Source organism: Pseudomonas sp. P97.38 (assembly GCF_001269745.1).
Lineage (GTDB): Bacteria > Pseudomonadota > Gammaproteobacteria > Pseudomonadales > Pseudomonadaceae > Aquipseudomonas > Aquipseudomonas chlororaphis_E.
Genome location: NZ_LHVJ01000011.1, coordinates 157,473 through 172,824 on the forward strand (window position 1 = coordinate 157,473; position 15,352 = coordinate 172,824).

A 15,352-nucleotide genomic window follows, 5' to 3' on the forward strand; every position below is an offset into this window, starting at 1 on the left:
GCGCGAAGCGGCCCCGCAATCTGGCTGACACCCCGAGTCGTCAGTTTTCAGGACTGCTCCGCAGTCCAGCGGGAGCAAGCTCCCTCGCCACATAAAACATTCGCTTCTTTCATGTTCGCCAACGTATACGAAATACCAAAACGGAGACAACCATGAGCAAACGCATCAACTGGAGCGGCGTATTTCCCGCCGTCACCACCCAATTCAACGATGACTTTTCCATCAACCTGGAAAAAACCCACCAGGTGATTTCCAACGTTATCCGTGACGGCGTCTCGGGCCTGGTGGTGTGCGGTTCGGTGGGGGAAAACACCTCGTTGAGCGCCGAGGAAAAGATCGCCGTGACCGAAGTCGCGGTGGACGCCTCCCGTGGCCGGGTCCCGGTGATCTGCGGGGTGGCCGAGTTCACCAGCGTGCAGGCGGCCAAGGTCGCCAACGCGGTGCGCAAGGTCGGTGTCGATGGCGTGATGCTGATGCCGGCGCTGGTCTACGGCTCCAAGCCGTTCGAAACCGCCGAGCATTTTCGCTACGTGGCGCGCCAGGCCGACGTGCCGTTGATGGTCTACAACAACCCGCCGATCTACAAGAACGACGTGACCCCGGACATCCTGATTTCCCTGGCCGACTGCGACAACGTGGTGTGCTTCAAGGATTCGTCCGGCGACACCCGACGCTTCATCGACGTGCGCAATGAAGTGGGCGACCGCTTCGTGCTGTTCGCCGGGCTGGACGACGTCGTGCTGGAAAGCCTCGCGGTGGGCGCCGAAGGCTGGGTCTCGGGGATGTCCAACGTGTTCCCGAAGGAAGGCGAAACCATTTTCCGCCTGGCCCGCGCCGGGCGCTTTGCCGAGGCGATGCCGATCTACGAATGGCTGATGCCGATCCTGCACCTGGACGCCCGCGCCGACCTGGTGCAATGCATCAAGCTCTGCGAAGCCATCGCCGGCCGCGGCAGCGCCCTCACCCGCCCGCCCCGCCTGGCCTTGCCCGAGGAAGACCGGGTGTATGTGGAGCAGATCATGGCCAAGGCCCTGGCCAACCGGCCGGTGCTGCCGGATGTCGGCCTCTGAGGCCCCCATAGATCACCACCCGTGAGAAACCACGGCCTGTGGGAGCGGGCTTGCTCGCGAAAGCGGTCTGTCTGACAAAACCATGCTGGACAGACCGCCGTCTTCGCGAGCAAGCCCGCTCCCACAGGATTCCGGGCGGTTCAGCCGGGCAAAAAAGGGCGATGACTGTCGCCGGCCATCGCCAAAAATCGCCTACCTCAGGCGCTCTCAGATCCGTGCGGGCGACACGATGATTTTGACGTTGTGTTCCTTGTTGTTGACCAATTCCTCGAACCCTTGCCCGACAATCTGCTCCAGTTGAATGCGCCCGGTCACCAACGGCGAAATGTCCAGGCGGCCATCGGCGATGAAGGCGATCACGTCGGCGAACTCGCCGTTGTAGGCCAGCGCGCCCAGCACCTGCTTCTCGGTGGAAACCAACTCGAAGAAGTTGAACTGGCTCGGCTCTTCGAAGATCCCCACCAGCACGCATTTGCCGGCCTTGCGGATCAGGTCGATGGCCAGTTTGGCGGTGTGTTTGTTGCCGATGCATTCAAAGCTCACATCCGCGCCCAGGCCACCCGTCAGACGACGCACTTCGGCCAAGGCATCGCAGTCGTTCGGGTCGATCACATGGCTGGCGCCGACTTCCAGGGCCTTGGCCTTGCGTGCGCCGGACATTTCCAGGGCGATCACCTGGGCCGCGCCAGCCGCCTTGGCGCACATGATGGTGCACAGGCCGATGGTGCCGGCGCCGACCACCACCACGTTCTGGCCCAACAGGCTGCCGGCCTTCTTCACCGCGTGCATGCCCACCGCCAACGGCTCGATCAAGGCACCGGCCTCGGTCGGAAAGTGGGCGGGCAATTTGTACAACAGGTTGGCCGGCACGTTGACCAACTCCGCAAAGGCGCCGTTGTTCATCAACCCGGTGAAGGCCAGGTTTTCGCAGATGTTGTAGAGCCCGTGGGTGCAGTAGTAGCAAGTGCCGCAATGCTGGCAGGCATCCGCCGCCACCGGCTCGCCGACGCTGAAACCTTCCACCCCGGCGCCCAGCTCGACGATCTCGCCGCAGAACTCATGGCCGAGGATGCACTGCCCCTTGATCCCGGTCAGCGGGTGCGGTGCCTCCACCGGAATGAACACCGGTCCGGCCACGTATTCATGCAAGTCGGAGCCACAAATGCCGCACCAGTGCACGCGGATCTGTACCCAACCGGCAGGCGGCGCCACCGGCAGTGGTACGTCTTCGACGCGAATATCGTTGCGGCCATGCCAGACGGCGGCGCGCATGCTGCGGGTAGGCGTGATTGAAACGTTCATCGTGTTGCCTCCAGAAATTGAGGGGGCCGCGATTCGCTCGCCGCCCGGATGAGTCAGTGCTGCTGGATGAACTCGAGGATCAGCCGATTGACCTGCTCGGCCGCTTCCATCTGGACCATATGGCCCTGGCCGGACAGCACCTCGACCCGTGCCGCCAGCCCCTCGCTATGGGCCGCCGGGATGATCGCGTCGTCGCTGCCCCAGATCACCAACGTCGGTACGTGGCCGGCCTGCACCACCTCCCGCAGGTCGGTCTGTTGCCGGCCGTCGGTGAACAGCGTCGCCGCCAGTTGCTTGAGGGCTGCGTCCACCCCCTCCAGGCGCTTGTACTTGAGCATGTCGTCGAGCATCTGCCGATTGACCAGCTCGGCATTGGAAAACAACTGCACCAGTTGCGGCTTGAGGGCGTTGCGGTTGGCGGCCTCGACGAAGCCCTGCAAGTAACCACCGTTGATCTGCGTCCCCAGCCCGGCGCTACCGATCAAGGTCAGGGAGCGCACTCGCTGGGGTGTCAGGCGCGCGGCGTTCAGCGACACCGCTCCACCCATGGAATGCCCCACCAGGTGTGCGACGCTGATGTCCAGGTGATCGAGCAAGGCCAGCACCACGCCGCTCAGTTCATCCAGGTCGCCACGTTGCAGGGCCTTGGCGGATTCGCCATGGCCCGGCAGGTCCAGGGCAATCACCCGACGGCCCGCCGCCAAGGCTTCATGGTTGAACAGCCAGTTGTTCAGGTCGCCGCCAAAGCCGTGCACCAGCACCAACGGCGTGCCCCCTTCGCCACGTTCGAAGTAGCGGATCACCCGGCCGTCCAGCTCGACTTTCTGCGGTTTCGGCCCGGTGTCCTCGGCCGCGGCATCGCCCGGCACGAAGCTGGACTGGAACTGCTCGATGACGGCGTCGATCTCGGCCTCGCTGGCTTCGCCCTCCACCACGATGCCGAGCAAGGCGCCGACCGCCAGGGTCTCGTCCTGGCGCGCGACCTGCCGACGCAAAATGCCGGAAAACGGCGCCTCGACACTGCTGGAGATCTTGTCGGTCTCCACGTCCAGCACCTCATCGCCCTTGGTGATGGCCTGGCCTTCCTCCTTGAGCCAGGCATCGACCCGGCCTTCGGTCATCGACAGGCCCCACTTGGGCATGGTCAGGGTATGAATCTGGCTCATCAGCGCTTGCTCCACTCGATCACGTTGAGCACGGCTTGCTCGATCTTCGCCGCGTCAGGGATGTACAGGTCTTCCAGGGCATCGGAGAACGGCACCGGCGTGTGGGGCGCGGTGACCATTTCGATCGGAGCCTTGAGGGCACCGAAGGCTTTCTGGGCCACCAGCGCCGAGATGTCCGTGGCCATGGAACAGCGCGGGTTGGCCTCGTCGATGACCACCAGGCGGCCGGTCTTCTCGACGCTCTCCAGGATGCTGTCCTCGTCCATCGGGCTGGTGGTACGCAGGTCGAGGACTTCGCAGTCGATACCGCGCCCGGCCAGGCTGCGCGCCGCGTCCATGGCGGTATTGACCATCCGCCCGTAGGACACCAGGGTCACGTCCTTGCCGTCGCGCAGGAAATTCGCTTCGCCAAACGGGATGGTGTAGAGCTCTTCGGGGACTTCGCCCTGCAGGCTGTAGAGCAATTTGTGCTCGCAGAAGATCACCGGGTCGTTGTCGCGGATCGCCTGGATCAGCAAGCCCTTGGCGTCATAGGGCGAAGACGGGCACACCACCTTGAGCCCCGGGATGTGGGTCCACAGGGAAGTGAGCATCTGCGAATGCTGGGCGGCGGCGCGCAGGCCGGCGCCGACCATGGTGCGGATCACCAGCGGCGTGGCGGCCTTGCCGCCGAACATGTAGCGAAACTTCGCCGCCTGGTTGAGGATCTGGTCCAGGCAGCAGCCGGCAAAGTCGACGAACATCAGTTCGCACACCGGGCGCACGCCGCAGGTGGCCGCGCCGACCGCCGCGCCGACATAACCGATTTCCGACAATGGGGTGTCGAGCACACGCCCGGGGAACTGGTCGTAGAGGCCCTTGGTGACGCCGAGCACACCGCCCCAGGCGTCGTTTTCACCGGGCGCACCGGCACCGCCGGCGACGTCTTCGCCCATGATGAAGACGCTGGCGTCGCGGCGCATTTCCTGGGCCAGGGCTTCGTTGATTGCCTGCTGATAACTGATTTTTCTCGCCATGATGGAATTCTCTGTTCTTGTTTTATAAGGGGCGTTCAGGGGTAGGAGACGTAGACGTCGGTCAGCAGGTCCGCCGCGGTGGGCTTGGGATCGGACTTGGCCTTGTACACCGCGTTCTCGATCAACAAGTCCACCTCCTTGTCGATCAGGTCCAGTTGCTCGGCCGTCAGCAACCCGGCCCGGGTCGTGCGTTCACGGAACTGCATCAGGCAGTCCTGGTGCTCGCGGAAATGCTTGACCTCATCAGGCGCCCGGTAGGTCTGGGCATCGCCCTCGAAGTGGCCGTAGTAGCGCGTCAGCTTGACCTCGATCAGCGAGGGCCCCTCGCCCGCCCGGGCACGCTCGACCGCGGCGCCGGCGGCTTCATGGACGGCGAAGAAATCAAAACCGTCCACCGTGACCCCGGGCATGCCGAAGCCGGCGGCGCGGTCGGCGATGTGATCGCAGGCCACCGACCAGTTGGAGGCGGTCGCTTCGGCGTAGCCATTGTTCTCGGCGATGAACAGGCACGGCAGGTTCCACACCGACGCCATGTTCATGGCTTCGAACACCGCGCCTTCGTTGGAGCCGCCATCGCCGAAGAACACCACGGCGACACTGTCGGTGCCCTTGAGCCGAGCCGCCAGCGCGGCGCCGACCACCAGCGGCGCGCCGGCCCCGACGATGCCGTTGGCGCCGAGCATGCCCTTCTCGATATCGGCAATGTGCATCGAGCCGCCCTTGCCTTGGCAGACGCCGGTTTTCTTGCCGTAGATCTCGGCCATCATCCCGTAGACGTCCACGCCCTTGGCGATGCAATGGCCGTGGCCACGGTGGTTGGAGGCGATGCAGTCGTCATCGCCCAGATGCGCCATGACCCCGGCGGCCGACGCCTCTTCGCCGGCATAAAGGTGGACGAAGCCGGGGATCTCGCCGGTGGCGAATTCCACGTGCAGGCGCTCTTCGAACGCACGGATGGTGCGCATCACCTGGTAGGCGTGCAGCAGTTGATCGTGGGTGAGCGGTGTCGACATTTTTATTCTCCTGGGGTGTCTTCTTGAAGATTCAGAGGGTGTTGCGGGTGTTCGCGGCCGATTGCCAGCAAACGGTGTTGCGCGGCGTAGGCCAGCACCGCGTTGACGTCGATGCTCAGCGGGCCGCCGGCATCGAGGGTGACCGTGGGCCGGTCCTGCGCGTTGAATTCGATTTCCCGCTCACCGTCCAGGGCCAGGGTGCCGCTGGAAAGCGACAGGCCGTGGGCGATGCCAGGTTCCAGGGGCCCGGCAGCGAGCACGCCACAGCCTTGCAGCAGCCCTGGCGCGAGCGGCACCAGCAACGCTTCGGGGGATTGCGGGTCCAGGCGCATCCAGGCGCCCCCCGGTGCCTGGCGTGAAACCGGAAACCACAAGCCGCACAGCGCCGACAGGCCAATGGATTGCGGTTCGGCGAAGGTCACGAAGACTTCGGCCAGGTCTTGTGCGCGACTGATGGCCCGGGCGCCGACGAAGCGCAGCGGCGACACGGCGACGTCCACCAAGGCAACTTCGCGCAAGCCACGTCCGACCTCACAGACCAACAAGCGCTTGTTGCGGCGCAAGCCGATCGAGTCCGGGATCCGGCCACTGGCGTACAACCCGCCGGCCAAGCCAGCACTGGTGGCCTCGCGCAGTTCGGGAAAAGCATTGTTGGTGCCGGTGGACAGGGTCAGCAGCGGGATGTCGCCGACCTCGGCGGCCACGGCCTTGTGGGTGCCGTCACCGCCCAGCACAGCGATCAGCGCGACCTCGCGCTCGGCCATCATCCGCGCCGCCCGACGGGTGTCCTCGACGGTCTGGCGCAGGGTCAGGTCAAGGAACTCCAGGGCCGGCCAGTGGCTGCTGCGCGCCTGGCGGCTGTGGCTGTTCTTCAGCACGGCGGCGGCCATGCCAATCATGTCGGTGGGCATCAACACCTGTTCGACACCCGTGGCGCCGAACGCGGCCAGCAAGCGCTGGATCACCGACACTTTGTCGGTGCTGGAAAACAGCCCGGCGTTGGCGGTCAGGCGCCGAACGTCGCGGCCCGATGCCGGGTTGGCGATGATGCCCACCGTCAAGGGCCGGCGACTCATGACGTCACCGTCAGCGTGAAGGGAAAACGACCCGGGCAGGAAGACATGGCGCACCTCGTTTTTATTATTCGAAGACCCGTCGAGCGGGCCCTAGGCACAGAGCAAGGCCGGTGCCAGTTCCTGCAAAAATCCGCTCAAAGCCCGGTCCAGAGCCCTCCTGGTGAAATCAACGGCTGCCAGAGCCTAGGCCCCGTGAGACGCCGCATGTCAGCCTGCACGGGTGCTTGCCGAGACCGTGAGACGTGGCGTCTCACCCCGGCCCTGAGGCCGGCCAGGCTTGTCTGCTTCCGGCGAACGGCGCTTAATGGGCGCACAACGATAAGAAGCTGAATCGGAGGCCCCATGCTTTCCGCTCACTCCCGGGCGCATGTCGATTGCGTCAGCCGCGTGGTGAAGAACGCCGACCGGTTGCCCCAGCTGCCCGTGCCAGACCTGATCCTCGACTCCTGGCGTCGGTCCATGGAGCAACACCACCTGGACCCAGGCTCCTTGCAGGGCCCGCGCATCCTCTCCGAAGGCGTGCTCAAGCAGTGTCGCGAGCGCTCCGAACTGTTTCTCAACATCGCCAGCGAAGAAGTCGCCCGCCTCCATGGTCGGGTGCGCGACGCCGATTACTGCGTGTTGCTGACCGACGCCCAGGGCCAGACCATCGACTACCGCGTGGAAACCACCCTGCGCAACGACTGCCGCAAGGCCGGGCTTTACCTGGGCACCTGTTGGTCGGAAGGTGAAGAAGGCACCTGTGGGGTGGCGGCCGTGCTCACGGCCAAGGCACCGGTGACGGTCCACAAGCGTGACCATTTCCGCGCCGCGTTCATCGGCCTGACCTGCTCGGCGGCCCCGGTCTTCGACCCCCAGGGGGAACTGCTCGGCGTGCTGGACGTGTCGGCGGTGCGCTCACCGGATGACCGCCGCTCGCAGCACCTGATCCGGCAAATGGTGGTGCAGAGCGCCCGAGAGATCGAACAAGCGTTTTTCCTCAGCAGCGCCCAGGGCTACTGGGTACTGCGCGGTCACCGCAACGCCGGCTATGTCGACAGCCAACCGGATTTCCTCTTCGCCTGGGACGACGACGGTTGCCTGCAAGCACTGAACCCGGCTGCCCGCCAATACCTGCTGGAACGCTACGGCCAGGTGCCGAGCCATATCAGCCAGGTGTTCGATCAACAGTGGCTGCACCGTGCCCGGGACGAGCACCTCTATCCGCTGCTGGGCCCCGGCAGCGAGCTCGCCCTGCACGGCCGCCTCAGCGCACCGCGCCAGCGCGCCTCCACGCAGCCCCGGGTGGCGCTGGCCCCGGCCGAGCTCGATCCACGCCTGGCCGACAGCCTGCGCCTGGCGGTGCGGGTCAAGGACCGCAACCTGCCGGTGCTGGTCCAGGGCGAAACCGGGTCCGGCAAGGAAGTCTTCGCCCGTCAACTGCACCAGGCCAGCGAACGTCGTGATCGCCCGTTCGTGGCGCTCAATTGCGCGGCGATTCCCGAAAGCCTGATCGAGAGCGAGTTGTTCGGCTATGTCGCCGGGGCCTTCACCGGTGCGTCGGCCAAAGGCATGCAAGGCCTGCTGCAACAAGCCGATGGCGGGACCTTGTTCCTCGATGAAATCGGCGACATGCCGCTGGCGCTGCAAACCCGCTTGCTGCGGGTGTTGGCCGAAGGCGAAGTGGCGCCGCTGGGTGCTTCACGGCGCAAGGCCGTCGACATCCAGGTGATCTGCGCCACGCACCGCGACCTGGAGACGCTGGTGGCCAGCGGCGAATTTCGCGAAGACCTGTACTTCCGCCTCGGCGGCGCCCGCTTCCAACTGCCACCGCTGCGCGAACGCACGGATCGACTGGCGCTGATCAATCGTATTCTCGCCGAGGAGGCGGCGCTGTGCGGCACGCCTGTGCAATGCAGCGACGCGGCCCTGGAATGCCTGCTCGGTTATCACTGGCCGGGCAATATCCGCCAGTTGCGCCATGTGCTGCGCTACGCCTGCGCGGTGTGCGACGCCGACGTGATCCAACTCCGCCACCTGCCCGATTCACTGCACGGCGGTAACGTTGCCTTGGAGGCGTCGGAACCAAGCGCCAGCCCGGAGCGCCAGGCGCTGCTCGACGCCTTGGTGCGCCATCGCTGGAAGCCCACGGCTGCTGCCCGGGCCCTGGGCATTTCCCGGGCGACCCTGTATCGACGGGTCCACCAGCATGGCATCGAAATGCCGGGGCGCAGGCCGGCTTAGCGCGGTTGGTGCTCGATCATTTCTGCGCCAGTTCGTGGCGCACGCACTGCTCGTAGTAGGTCTGCTTGACTGCGGCGGGCTTGAGGCGCGAGGCACTGTTGTAGGTCTGCTCGGTGATGCCCAGGGCGGTCATGCGCATCCAGGGCCGGGGAAACTTGCGCACCTGCAGCTTCTTGCGTGCGCCGTACAGGGTGATCCCGGACAGTTTCGAGGCCTGTGCTCCTGCCGCGATGTCCGATCCCCAGCGACACACCGATTGCTGGTTTTGCGTCAGCGCCCTGGCCTGGACCTCAAGCGAGACGGCCGCCAGGAGAACCGTCACCGCGCCCCACCGCGCCAGGCTCGACATAGAAATTTGCATAGGTTTGTCGCTCAACATTCTGAAATAAAAGAATTTTGACGACGTTTTCGCAAGCAAGGGGCCAGCACTGACGTGCGCCCCCTCGCCACAGGGTTTGTGCACTATTGACCCTTGGTGTGATGAATTGTGGCTGCGTCCGCCTTGGCCTCTTGCAGCAACTGCTGGATCACCTGTTCCTGCTCGGCGTAGCGCCCTTCGCCGAAGTGGCTGTAGCGCACCTGCCCCTTGGCGTCGATGAAGTAATGCGCCGGCCAGTACTGGTTGTCGAAGGCACGCCAGATCGCATATTGATTGTCGATGGCCACCGGGTAGTGGATGCCCAGCTTGCGCACCTGCTCACGCACGTTGTCGATGATCTTCTCGTAGCCGTATTCCGGGGTATGGACGCCGATGACCACCAGCCCATCCTTCTCGTATTGCTTCGCCCAGCCGTTCACGTAAGGCAGCGTGTGCTGACAGTTGATGCAGTCGTAGGTCCAGAAGTCCACCAGCACCACCTTGCCGCGCAGCGATTCGGCGCTCAGCGGCGGCGAGTTCAACCATTGCACCGCGCCGTCCAGCGAAGGCATGTCTCCCTTGGCCTCAAGGGTCGGCATGGGGCTGGCGCTGGCCTTGCTGACCACGTAGTCGATCGCCTTGGGCACCTTCTCCAGCAGGCTCTGCTCCAGGCTCGCCGCCCCCTGGGAAGAAGTGTTGGCCAATAGCCGATCATCGGCACCGATGCCAATCGCCACCGCGGCCAACAGCACGACCACTCCGCTGCCCCGGCGCAGCCAGGCCGTCACCGGCAAGGACAGCTTCAGCCGGGAGACCACGCCGCGTCCGGCGAAGATCAAGGTGCCCAGGGACAAGGCGCTGCCCAGGCCATAGGCGAGCAGCAACAGGCTGGTCCCGGCGCTGGCGCCCTGCAGCATGGCGCCGGTCAGGATCACGCCGAGTATCGGCCCGGCGCAAGGCGCCCAGAGCAGCCCGGTGGCGACGCCGATCAGCACCGATGCCAGCGGCCCACCAAGGCGCCCGGCGCCGGCGTCCACCCGGTTGCCCAGGTGCACCAGCGGCCGTGCCAGCCAGGTGCCGACCCGGCTGAAGATCAGCGACAAGGCAAACAGCACCATCACCGCCAGGGCGACTTGCCGGCCGACGTTGCTGGCGCGCAGCACCCAGTCGCTGCTGACCACCGCCAGGCTCGACACCAGGGCGAACGTCAGCACCATGCCGCCAAGGGTCAACAACATGGAACCTGGCGCACGATTGGCCCGAGCGAACAGGAACGGCACCACGGGCAGAATACAAGGGCTGAGGATCGTCAGGATCCCGCCGAGGAAAGCGATCAGAAGCATGGCATCACCTCAATAAACAAGCGTGACCGTGGCGAGGGAGCTTGCTCCCGCTGGGTCGCGCAGCGGCCCCAATCCAGGCGCCTCGGTGTCAAATCGTCGGGGGCTGCTGCGCAGCCCAGCGGGAGCAAGCTCCCTCGCCACGAGGTTGAGAGACTCAGTTCCCGTCACTGCAATGATCGGAAAACTTGCTGTAGTTCAGCGCCTGCTGGTGACCTGCCGAATCCAGGTAGGTCATGTGGGCGTTGACCACGCCGCAGTCCGGCCCGGCGTCTTCGGTCAGCGAGAGCACTTTCTGAATGTCCAGGTGGGTGCCGTAGGTGTAGGTTTGCGCCTGGACGTTACCTTCGGCCCGGGCGGACAGCGTGCAGATGTTCAGGGCGGCGAAGAGGCAGGCGGCGTAGATGGCTTTGGTGTTCATGGCGGTGTCCTCGGTGCAGTCAATGGGTTTTCTGTCGAGGCCGGTTGCGTTGCCCCGTTGGACGCCATTGAATGCTGCCCAGGTATCGCGCCTGTATCGGGCCGGGGGGCTTTTTGCATCCCTGTGTATCCGTCGCGCACCAGATACACTGCAATACAAACCGCCGCGGGCCAGGCCGGCTGGCGCCTGTAGACTGACCACACCGAAACGCCAAGGGGACTGGGCACCATGGATCATGTCGATCACGTATTGATTGTGGATGACGATCGCGAGATCAGAGAGCTGGTGGGCAACTACCTGAAGAAGAACGGCCTGCGCACCACCGTCGTTGCCGATGGCCGGCAGATGCGGGCGTTCCTGGAGACCACCCCGGTGGACCTGATCGTGCTGGACATCATGATGCCCGGCGATGACGGCCTGGTGTTGTGCCGCGAATTGCGCGCCGGCAAGCATAAGGCCACGCCGGTGCTGATGCTCACCGCCCGCAATGACGAAACCGACCGCATCATCGGCCTGGAAATGGGCGCCGACGATTACCTGGTCAAGCCCTTCGCCGCCCGGGAACTGCTGGCCCGCATCAACGCCGTGCTACGCCGCACCCGCATGCTGCCGCCCAACCTGGTGGTCACCGAAAGCGGTCGCCTGCTGGGGTTCGGTCGCTGGCGCCTGGACACCACCGCCCGCCACCTGCTGGACACCGACGGCACCCTGGTGGCCCTGAGCGGCGCCGAGTACCGTTTGTTGCGGGTGTTCCTGGACCATCCGCAGCGGGTGCTCAACCGTGACCAGTTGCTCAACCTGACCCAGGGCCGGGACGCCGACCTGTTCGACCGTTCCATCGACTTGCTGGTCAGCCGCCTGCGCCAGCGCCTGCTGGACGATGCCCGGGAACCGGCCTACATCAAGACCGTGCGCAGCGAAGGTTATGTGTTCTCGCTGCCGGTGGAAATCCTCGAGGCGTCGGTATGAACATGCCGCTGCGCTGGCCACGCACCCTCGCGTCGAGGCTGTCGCTGATTTTCCTGGTCGGCCTGATCCTGGCCCAGGGCCTGTCCTTCGGTGCCCAGTACTACGAGCGCTACCAGAGCGCTAAATCGACCATGCTCGGCAACCTGGAAACCGACGTTGCCACCTCCGTCGCCATCCTCGACCGCCTGCCCGCCGCCGAGCGTCCGGCCTGGCTGCAGAAACTCGCCCGGCGCAACTACGGCTACCTGCTCGAGGAAGGCCAGGCCGGCCAGCCAATGCCGACCGGCGATGCGCCGATCTCGGTGAGTTCGATCCAGGACGCCATCGGCCAGGCCTACGCCCTGACCTTCACCGACCTGCCCGGGCCGCAGAAGCACTACCAGGCTCACCTTCGCTTGAGCGACGGCAGCCCGTTGACCATCGACGTGCGCCCGGCAATGGTGCCGCTGTCGCCGTGGTTGCCGATGGTCTTGCTGGGGCAACTGGCGCTGTTGATCGGTTGCACCTGGCTGGCCGTGCGCATTGCCGTCGGCCCGCTTACCCGGCTGGCCCAGGCGGTGGAAACCCTCGACCCGAATGCCCACAGCGTGCGCCTGGACGAAAAAGGCCCCACCGAGGTGCTGCACGCCGCCAAGGCTTTCAATGCCATGCAGGACCGCATCGCCGCCTACCTCAAGGAGCGCATGCAGTTGCTGGCGGCGATTTCCCATGACTTGCAGACACCCATCACGCGCATGAAGCTGCGCGCCGAGTTCATGGACGATGGCCTGGAAAAGGACAAGCTCTGGAGCGACCTGAGCGAGATGGAGCACCTGGTGCGCGAAGGCGTGGCCTATGCCCGCAGCATCCATGGCGCCACCGAGGCCAGCTGCCGCATCAACCTCGACGCGTTTCTCGACAGCCTGGTGTTCGACTACCAGGACACCGGCAAGGACGTGCACCTGTCCGGAAAAAACGCCGCGGTCATCGACACCCGCCCCCATGCCTTGCGGCGCGTGCTGGTCAACCTGGTGGACAACGCACTGAAATTCGGCGGCGCGGCCCAGCTCCATGTGCAGCCCGCCGACAACGGGCAACTGTCGATCCAGGTCCTGGACCGTGGCCCCGGTATCGACGAACAGGAACTGGCCGAAGTACTCAAGCCGTTCTACCGGGTCGAAAGCTCGCGCAACCGGGAAACCGGCGGCACCGGGCTGGGACTCGCCATCGCCCAGCAACTGGCAATCGCCATGGGCGGCTCGCTGACCCTGAGCAACCGCGACGGCGGCGGCCTGTGCGCCGAGCTGCGCCTGGGCCGCGACACCGCCCTGATCAGTTGACCTCAATCCCGCAGCCACTGTGGGAGCGAGCTTGCTCGCGAAAGCGCCAGTTGCCTTCGACCGAGGCTGACAGACACACCGCCTTCGCGAGCAGGCTCGCGCCCACAACGGTTGGACGTCGGCCCCGGAAAAAATCGAAACCTTGAACCGCTTACATCGGTCCAGTCCTGTATGACCGTCAACGCCGCGCGCCTGCGCGGCCTACCTATGAGGGACAGACATGAGCATGACCGTCGGTGATTTTCTGGTGGAACGCCTTTATGAATGGGGGGTTCGTCGTATCTATGGTTATCCGGGCGATGGCATCAACGGGGTCTTCGGCGCCCTGAACCGGGCTAATGGGAAAATCCGCTTCATCCAGGCCCGCCACGAGGAAATGGCCGCGTTCATGGCCTGTGCCCACGCCAAGTTCACCGGTGAACTGGGGGTGTGCATCGCCACCTCCGGGCCGGGCGCCTCGCACCTGATCACCGGCCTCTACGACGCCCGCATGGACCACATGCCAGTGCTGGCCATCTGCGGCCAACAGGCTCGCGCAGCCCTGGGCGGGCACTACCAGCAGGAACTGGACCTGGTCAGCCTGTTCAAGGACGTCGCCGGAGCGTTCGTGCAGCAGGCCAGCGCACCGTCCCAGGTCCGCCACCTGCTCGATCGCGCCGTGCGCACGGCCGTGGGCGAGCGCCGGGTCACGGCGCTGATCCTGCCGAACGACCTCCAGGACCTGGAATACACCGCCCCGCCCCACAAGCACGGCACGGTGCATTCCGGCGTCGGCTACCGCAAACCCAGGGTCGTGCCGTACGAGGACGATCTGCGCAAGGCCGCCGAAATCCTCAATGCCGGCAAGAAAGTCGCCATCCTGGTAGGCGCCGGTGCACTAGGGGCCACCGACGAAGTGATCGCCGTCGCCGAGAAACTCGGGGCCGGCGTGGCCAAGGCGTTGCTCGGCAAGGCTGCCCTACCGGACGACCTGCCCTGGGTGACCGGCTCCATCGGCCTGCTCGGCACTGAACCGAGCGACGACATGATGGCCGGCTGCGACACGCTGCTGATGATCGGTTCCGGCTTCCCCTACGCCGAATTCCTGCCTCCTGAAGGCCAGGCCCGCGGCGTGCAGATCGACATTCAACCGGACATGCTCAGCCTGCGCTATCCCATGGAGGTCAGCTTGCACGGCGACAGCGCCGACACCCTGCGGGCCCTGCTGCCACTGCTCGAAACGAAGACCGATCGCGCCTGGCGCAAGAAGATCGAGCACTGGCGCGAACGCTGGGACAAGACCCTGGAAAAGCGCGCCCTGGTCTCGGCCAAGCCGATCAATCCGCAGCGCGTGACGTTCGAGCTGTCGCCGAGGCTGCCGGACCGCGCCATCATCACTTGCGATTCCGGCTCCTGCGCCAACTGGTTCGCCCGGGATATCCAGATCCGGCGCGGCATGATGTGCTCGCTGTCCGGCGGCCTGGCTTCGATGGGTGCCGCCGTGCCCTATGCCATTGCGGCGAAGTTCTGCCACCCGGATCGGCCAGTGGTCGCCCTGGTGGGCGATGGCGCCATGCAGATGAACAACATGGCTGAGCTGATCACCGTTGCCAAGTACTGGCGCACCTGGGCCAACGGCACCTGGATCTGCGCGGTGTTCAACAACCGCGACCTGAACCAGGTGACCTGGGAGCAACGGGTGATGGAGGGCGATCCGAAGTTCGAGGCCTCCCAGGACATCCCCGACGTGCCCTACCACCTGTTCGCCGAATCCATCGGCCTGAAGGGCATTCTGGTGCTGCACGAGGACGATGTGGCGGCGGCCTGGGAGCAAGCGCTGGCGGCGCAACGGCCGGTGCTGATCGAATTTCGCACCGACCCCGACGTGCCGCCGCTGCCGCCGCACATCAAGCTGGAACAGGCGAAGAAGTTCGCCTCCACGCTCCGGCAGGGTGACCCGAACGAACGTGGCATCGTGGTCGAGACCGCCAAACAGGTGCTGAGCGCCCTGCTGCCGGGCACCAAAAAAGACTGAACCACAACCCAGCCTGGTTTCAGGCAACGCCAACGGCCGCCCCGCACGGGCCGTGTCGACTGTCA

13 protein-coding genes are annotated in these 15,352 nt (G+C 65.3%); 5 read left to right on the top strand and 8 right to left on the bottom strand.

The genetic code is table 11. The features are described 5' to 3' along the window. Positions 1 to 152 precede the first annotated feature (152 nt). Positions 153 to 1,070: a dihydrodipicolinate synthase family protein gene (locus AD664_RS06305; RefSeq protein ID WP_047737879.1), complete on the top strand. Its 918-nt coding sequence runs from the start codon at positions 153 to 155 to the stop codon at positions 1,068 to 1,070. 207 nt (positions 1,071 to 1,277) lie between these two features. Here the strand turns inward: AD664_RS06305 and AD664_RS06310 are convergent, their stop codons facing one another. From AD664_RS06310 to AD664_RS06330, 5 genes are all read right to left on the bottom strand, one after another. After that, complete coding sequence (locus AD664_RS06310; protein WP_256207081.1) at positions 1,278 to 2,342, bottom strand: 2,3-butanediol dehydrogenase; 1,065 nt, start codon at positions 2,340 to 2,342, stop codon at positions 1,278 to 1,280. 83 nt (positions 2,343 to 2,425) lie between these two features. Continuing rightward, complete coding sequence (locus tag AD664_RS06315) at positions 2,426 to 3,538, bottom strand: acetoin dehydrogenase dihydrolipoyllysine-residue acetyltransferase subunit (RefSeq protein WP_053145229.1); 1,113 nt, start codon at positions 3,536 to 3,538, stop codon at positions 2,426 to 2,428. Beyond that, positions 3,538 to 4,554 (bottom strand): alpha-ketoacid dehydrogenase subunit beta, encoded by a 1,017-nt coding sequence (locus tag AD664_RS06320; protein ID WP_042732553.1) that lies wholly within the window; start codon positions 4,552 to 4,554, stop codon positions 3,538 to 3,540. Before AD664_RS06320 ends, AD664_RS06315 begins: the two co-directional genes overlap by 1 nt. 35 nt (positions 4,555 to 4,589) lie before the next feature. Next, a complete protein-coding gene (locus tag AD664_RS06325; protein WP_053145231.1) occupies positions 4,590 to 5,567 on the bottom strand; it encodes a thiamine pyrophosphate-dependent dehydrogenase E1 component subunit alpha in 978 nt (325 codons plus the stop codon). A gap of 2 nt (positions 5,568 to 5,569) precedes the next feature. Continuing rightward, entirely contained in the window at positions 5,570 to 6,643 is a 1,074-nt protein-coding gene (locus tag AD664_RS06330) for an ATP-NAD kinase family protein (RefSeq protein ID WP_053145233.1), read from the bottom strand. Between the two features lie 342 nt (positions 6,644 to 6,985). On the opposite strand from AD664_RS06330, the gene AD664_RS06335 reads away from it, so the two are divergent. Beyond that, positions 6,986 to 8,866 carry a sigma-54-dependent Fis family transcriptional regulator gene (locus AD664_RS06335; RefSeq protein ID WP_053145236.1) on the top strand — a complete coding sequence of 627 codons (1,881 nt, stop codon included), beginning with the start codon at positions 6,986 to 6,988 and terminating at the stop codon, positions 8,864 to 8,866. Between the two features lie 16 nt (positions 8,867 to 8,882). Here the strand turns inward: AD664_RS06335 and AD664_RS06340 are convergent, their stop codons facing one another. The 3 genes from AD664_RS06340 to AD664_RS06350 form a co-directional block, all read right to left on the bottom strand. Further along, positions 8,883 to 9,215 carry a hypothetical protein gene (locus AD664_RS06340; protein WP_371260950.1) on the bottom strand — a complete coding sequence of 111 codons (333 nt, stop codon included), beginning with the start codon at positions 9,213 to 9,215 and terminating at the stop codon, positions 8,883 to 8,885. Positions 9,216 to 9,328: 113 nt separating this feature from the next. Continuing rightward, positions 9,329 to 10,567 (bottom strand): cytochrome c biogenesis protein DipZ, encoded by a 1,239-nt coding sequence (locus AD664_RS06345; RefSeq protein WP_053145237.1) that lies wholly within the window; start codon positions 10,565 to 10,567, stop codon positions 9,329 to 9,331. Between the two features lie 154 nt (positions 10,568 to 10,721). After that, a complete protein-coding gene (locus AD664_RS06350) occupies positions 10,722 to 10,985 on the bottom strand; it encodes a DUF2790 domain-containing protein (protein ID WP_053145239.1) in 264 nt (87 codons plus the stop codon). Between the two features lie 228 nt (positions 10,986 to 11,213). On the opposite strand from AD664_RS06350, the gene AD664_RS06355 reads away from it, so the two are divergent. The 3 genes from AD664_RS06355 to AD664_RS06365 all read left to right on the top strand — a co-directional run bounded on the left by AD664_RS06355 (position 11,214) and on the right by AD664_RS06365 (position 15,287). Continuing rightward, a complete protein-coding gene (locus tag AD664_RS06355; protein WP_047737859.1) occupies positions 11,214 to 11,954 on the top strand; it encodes a response regulator in 741 nt (246 codons plus the stop codon). Continuing rightward, the gene (locus AD664_RS06360; RefSeq protein WP_053145241.1) at positions 11,951 to 13,273 is read left to right on the top strand and encodes a HAMP domain-containing sensor histidine kinase; all 1,323 of its coding nucleotides are present in this window, start codon (positions 11,951 to 11,953) and stop codon (positions 13,271 to 13,273) included. Before AD664_RS06355 ends, AD664_RS06360 begins: the two co-directional genes overlap by 4 nt. A gap of 220 nt (positions 13,274 to 13,493) precedes the next feature. Further along, a complete protein-coding gene (locus AD664_RS06365) occupies positions 13,494 to 15,287 on the top strand; it encodes a thiamine pyrophosphate-requiring protein (RefSeq protein WP_053145243.1) in 1,794 nt (597 codons plus the stop codon). Positions 15,288 to 15,352: the final 65 nt, after the last annotated feature.

Excerpts from the sequence above, each read along its gene's own strand:
- AD664_RS06305 (WP_047737879.1), top strand. The coding sequence starts at position 153 with ATGAGCAAACGCATCAACTGGAGCGGCGTATTTCCCGCCGTCACCACC.
- AD664_RS06355 (WP_047737859.1), top strand. The coding sequence starts at position 11,214 with ATGGATCATGTCGATCACGTATTGATTGTGGATGACGATCGCGAGATC.
- AD664_RS06340 (WP_371260950.1), bottom strand. The coding sequence starts at position 9,215 with ATGTCGAGCCTGGCGCGGTGGGGCGCGGTGACGGTTCTCCTGGCGGCC.
- AD664_RS06365 (WP_053145243.1), top strand. The coding sequence starts at position 13,494 with ATGAGCATGACCGTCGGTGATTTTCTGGTGGAACGCCTTTATGAATGG.
- AD664_RS06315 (WP_053145229.1), bottom strand. The coding sequence starts at position 3,538 with ATGAGCCAGATTCATACCCTGACCATGCCCAAGTGGGGCCTGTCGATG.
- AD664_RS06335 (WP_053145236.1), top strand. The coding sequence starts at position 6,986 with ATGCTTTCCGCTCACTCCCGGGCGCATGTCGATTGCGTCAGCCGCGTG.
- AD664_RS06310 (WP_256207081.1), bottom strand. The coding sequence starts at position 2,342 with ATGCGCGCCGCCGTCTGGCATGGCCGCAACGATATTCGCGTCGAAGAC.
- AD664_RS06345 (WP_053145237.1), bottom strand. The coding sequence starts at position 10,567 with ATGCTTCTGATCGCTTTCCTCGGCGGGATCCTGACGATCCTCAGCCCT.
- AD664_RS06330 (WP_053145233.1), bottom strand. The coding sequence starts at position 6,643 with ATGAGTCGCCGGCCCTTGACGGTGGGCATCATCGCCAACCCGGCATCG.
- AD664_RS06325 (WP_053145231.1), bottom strand. The coding sequence starts at position 5,567 with ATGTCGACACCGCTCACCCACGATCAACTGCTGCACGCCTACCAGGTG.
- AD664_RS06360 (WP_053145241.1), top strand. The coding sequence starts at position 11,951 with ATGAACATGCCGCTGCGCTGGCCACGCACCCTCGCGTCGAGGCTGTCG.
- AD664_RS06350 (WP_053145239.1), bottom strand. The coding sequence starts at position 10,985 with ATGAACACCAAAGCCATCTACGCCGCCTGCCTCTTCGCCGCCCTGAAC.
- AD664_RS06320 (WP_042732553.1), bottom strand. The coding sequence starts at position 4,554 with ATGGCGAGAAAAATCAGTTATCAGCAGGCAATCAACGAAGCCCTGGCC.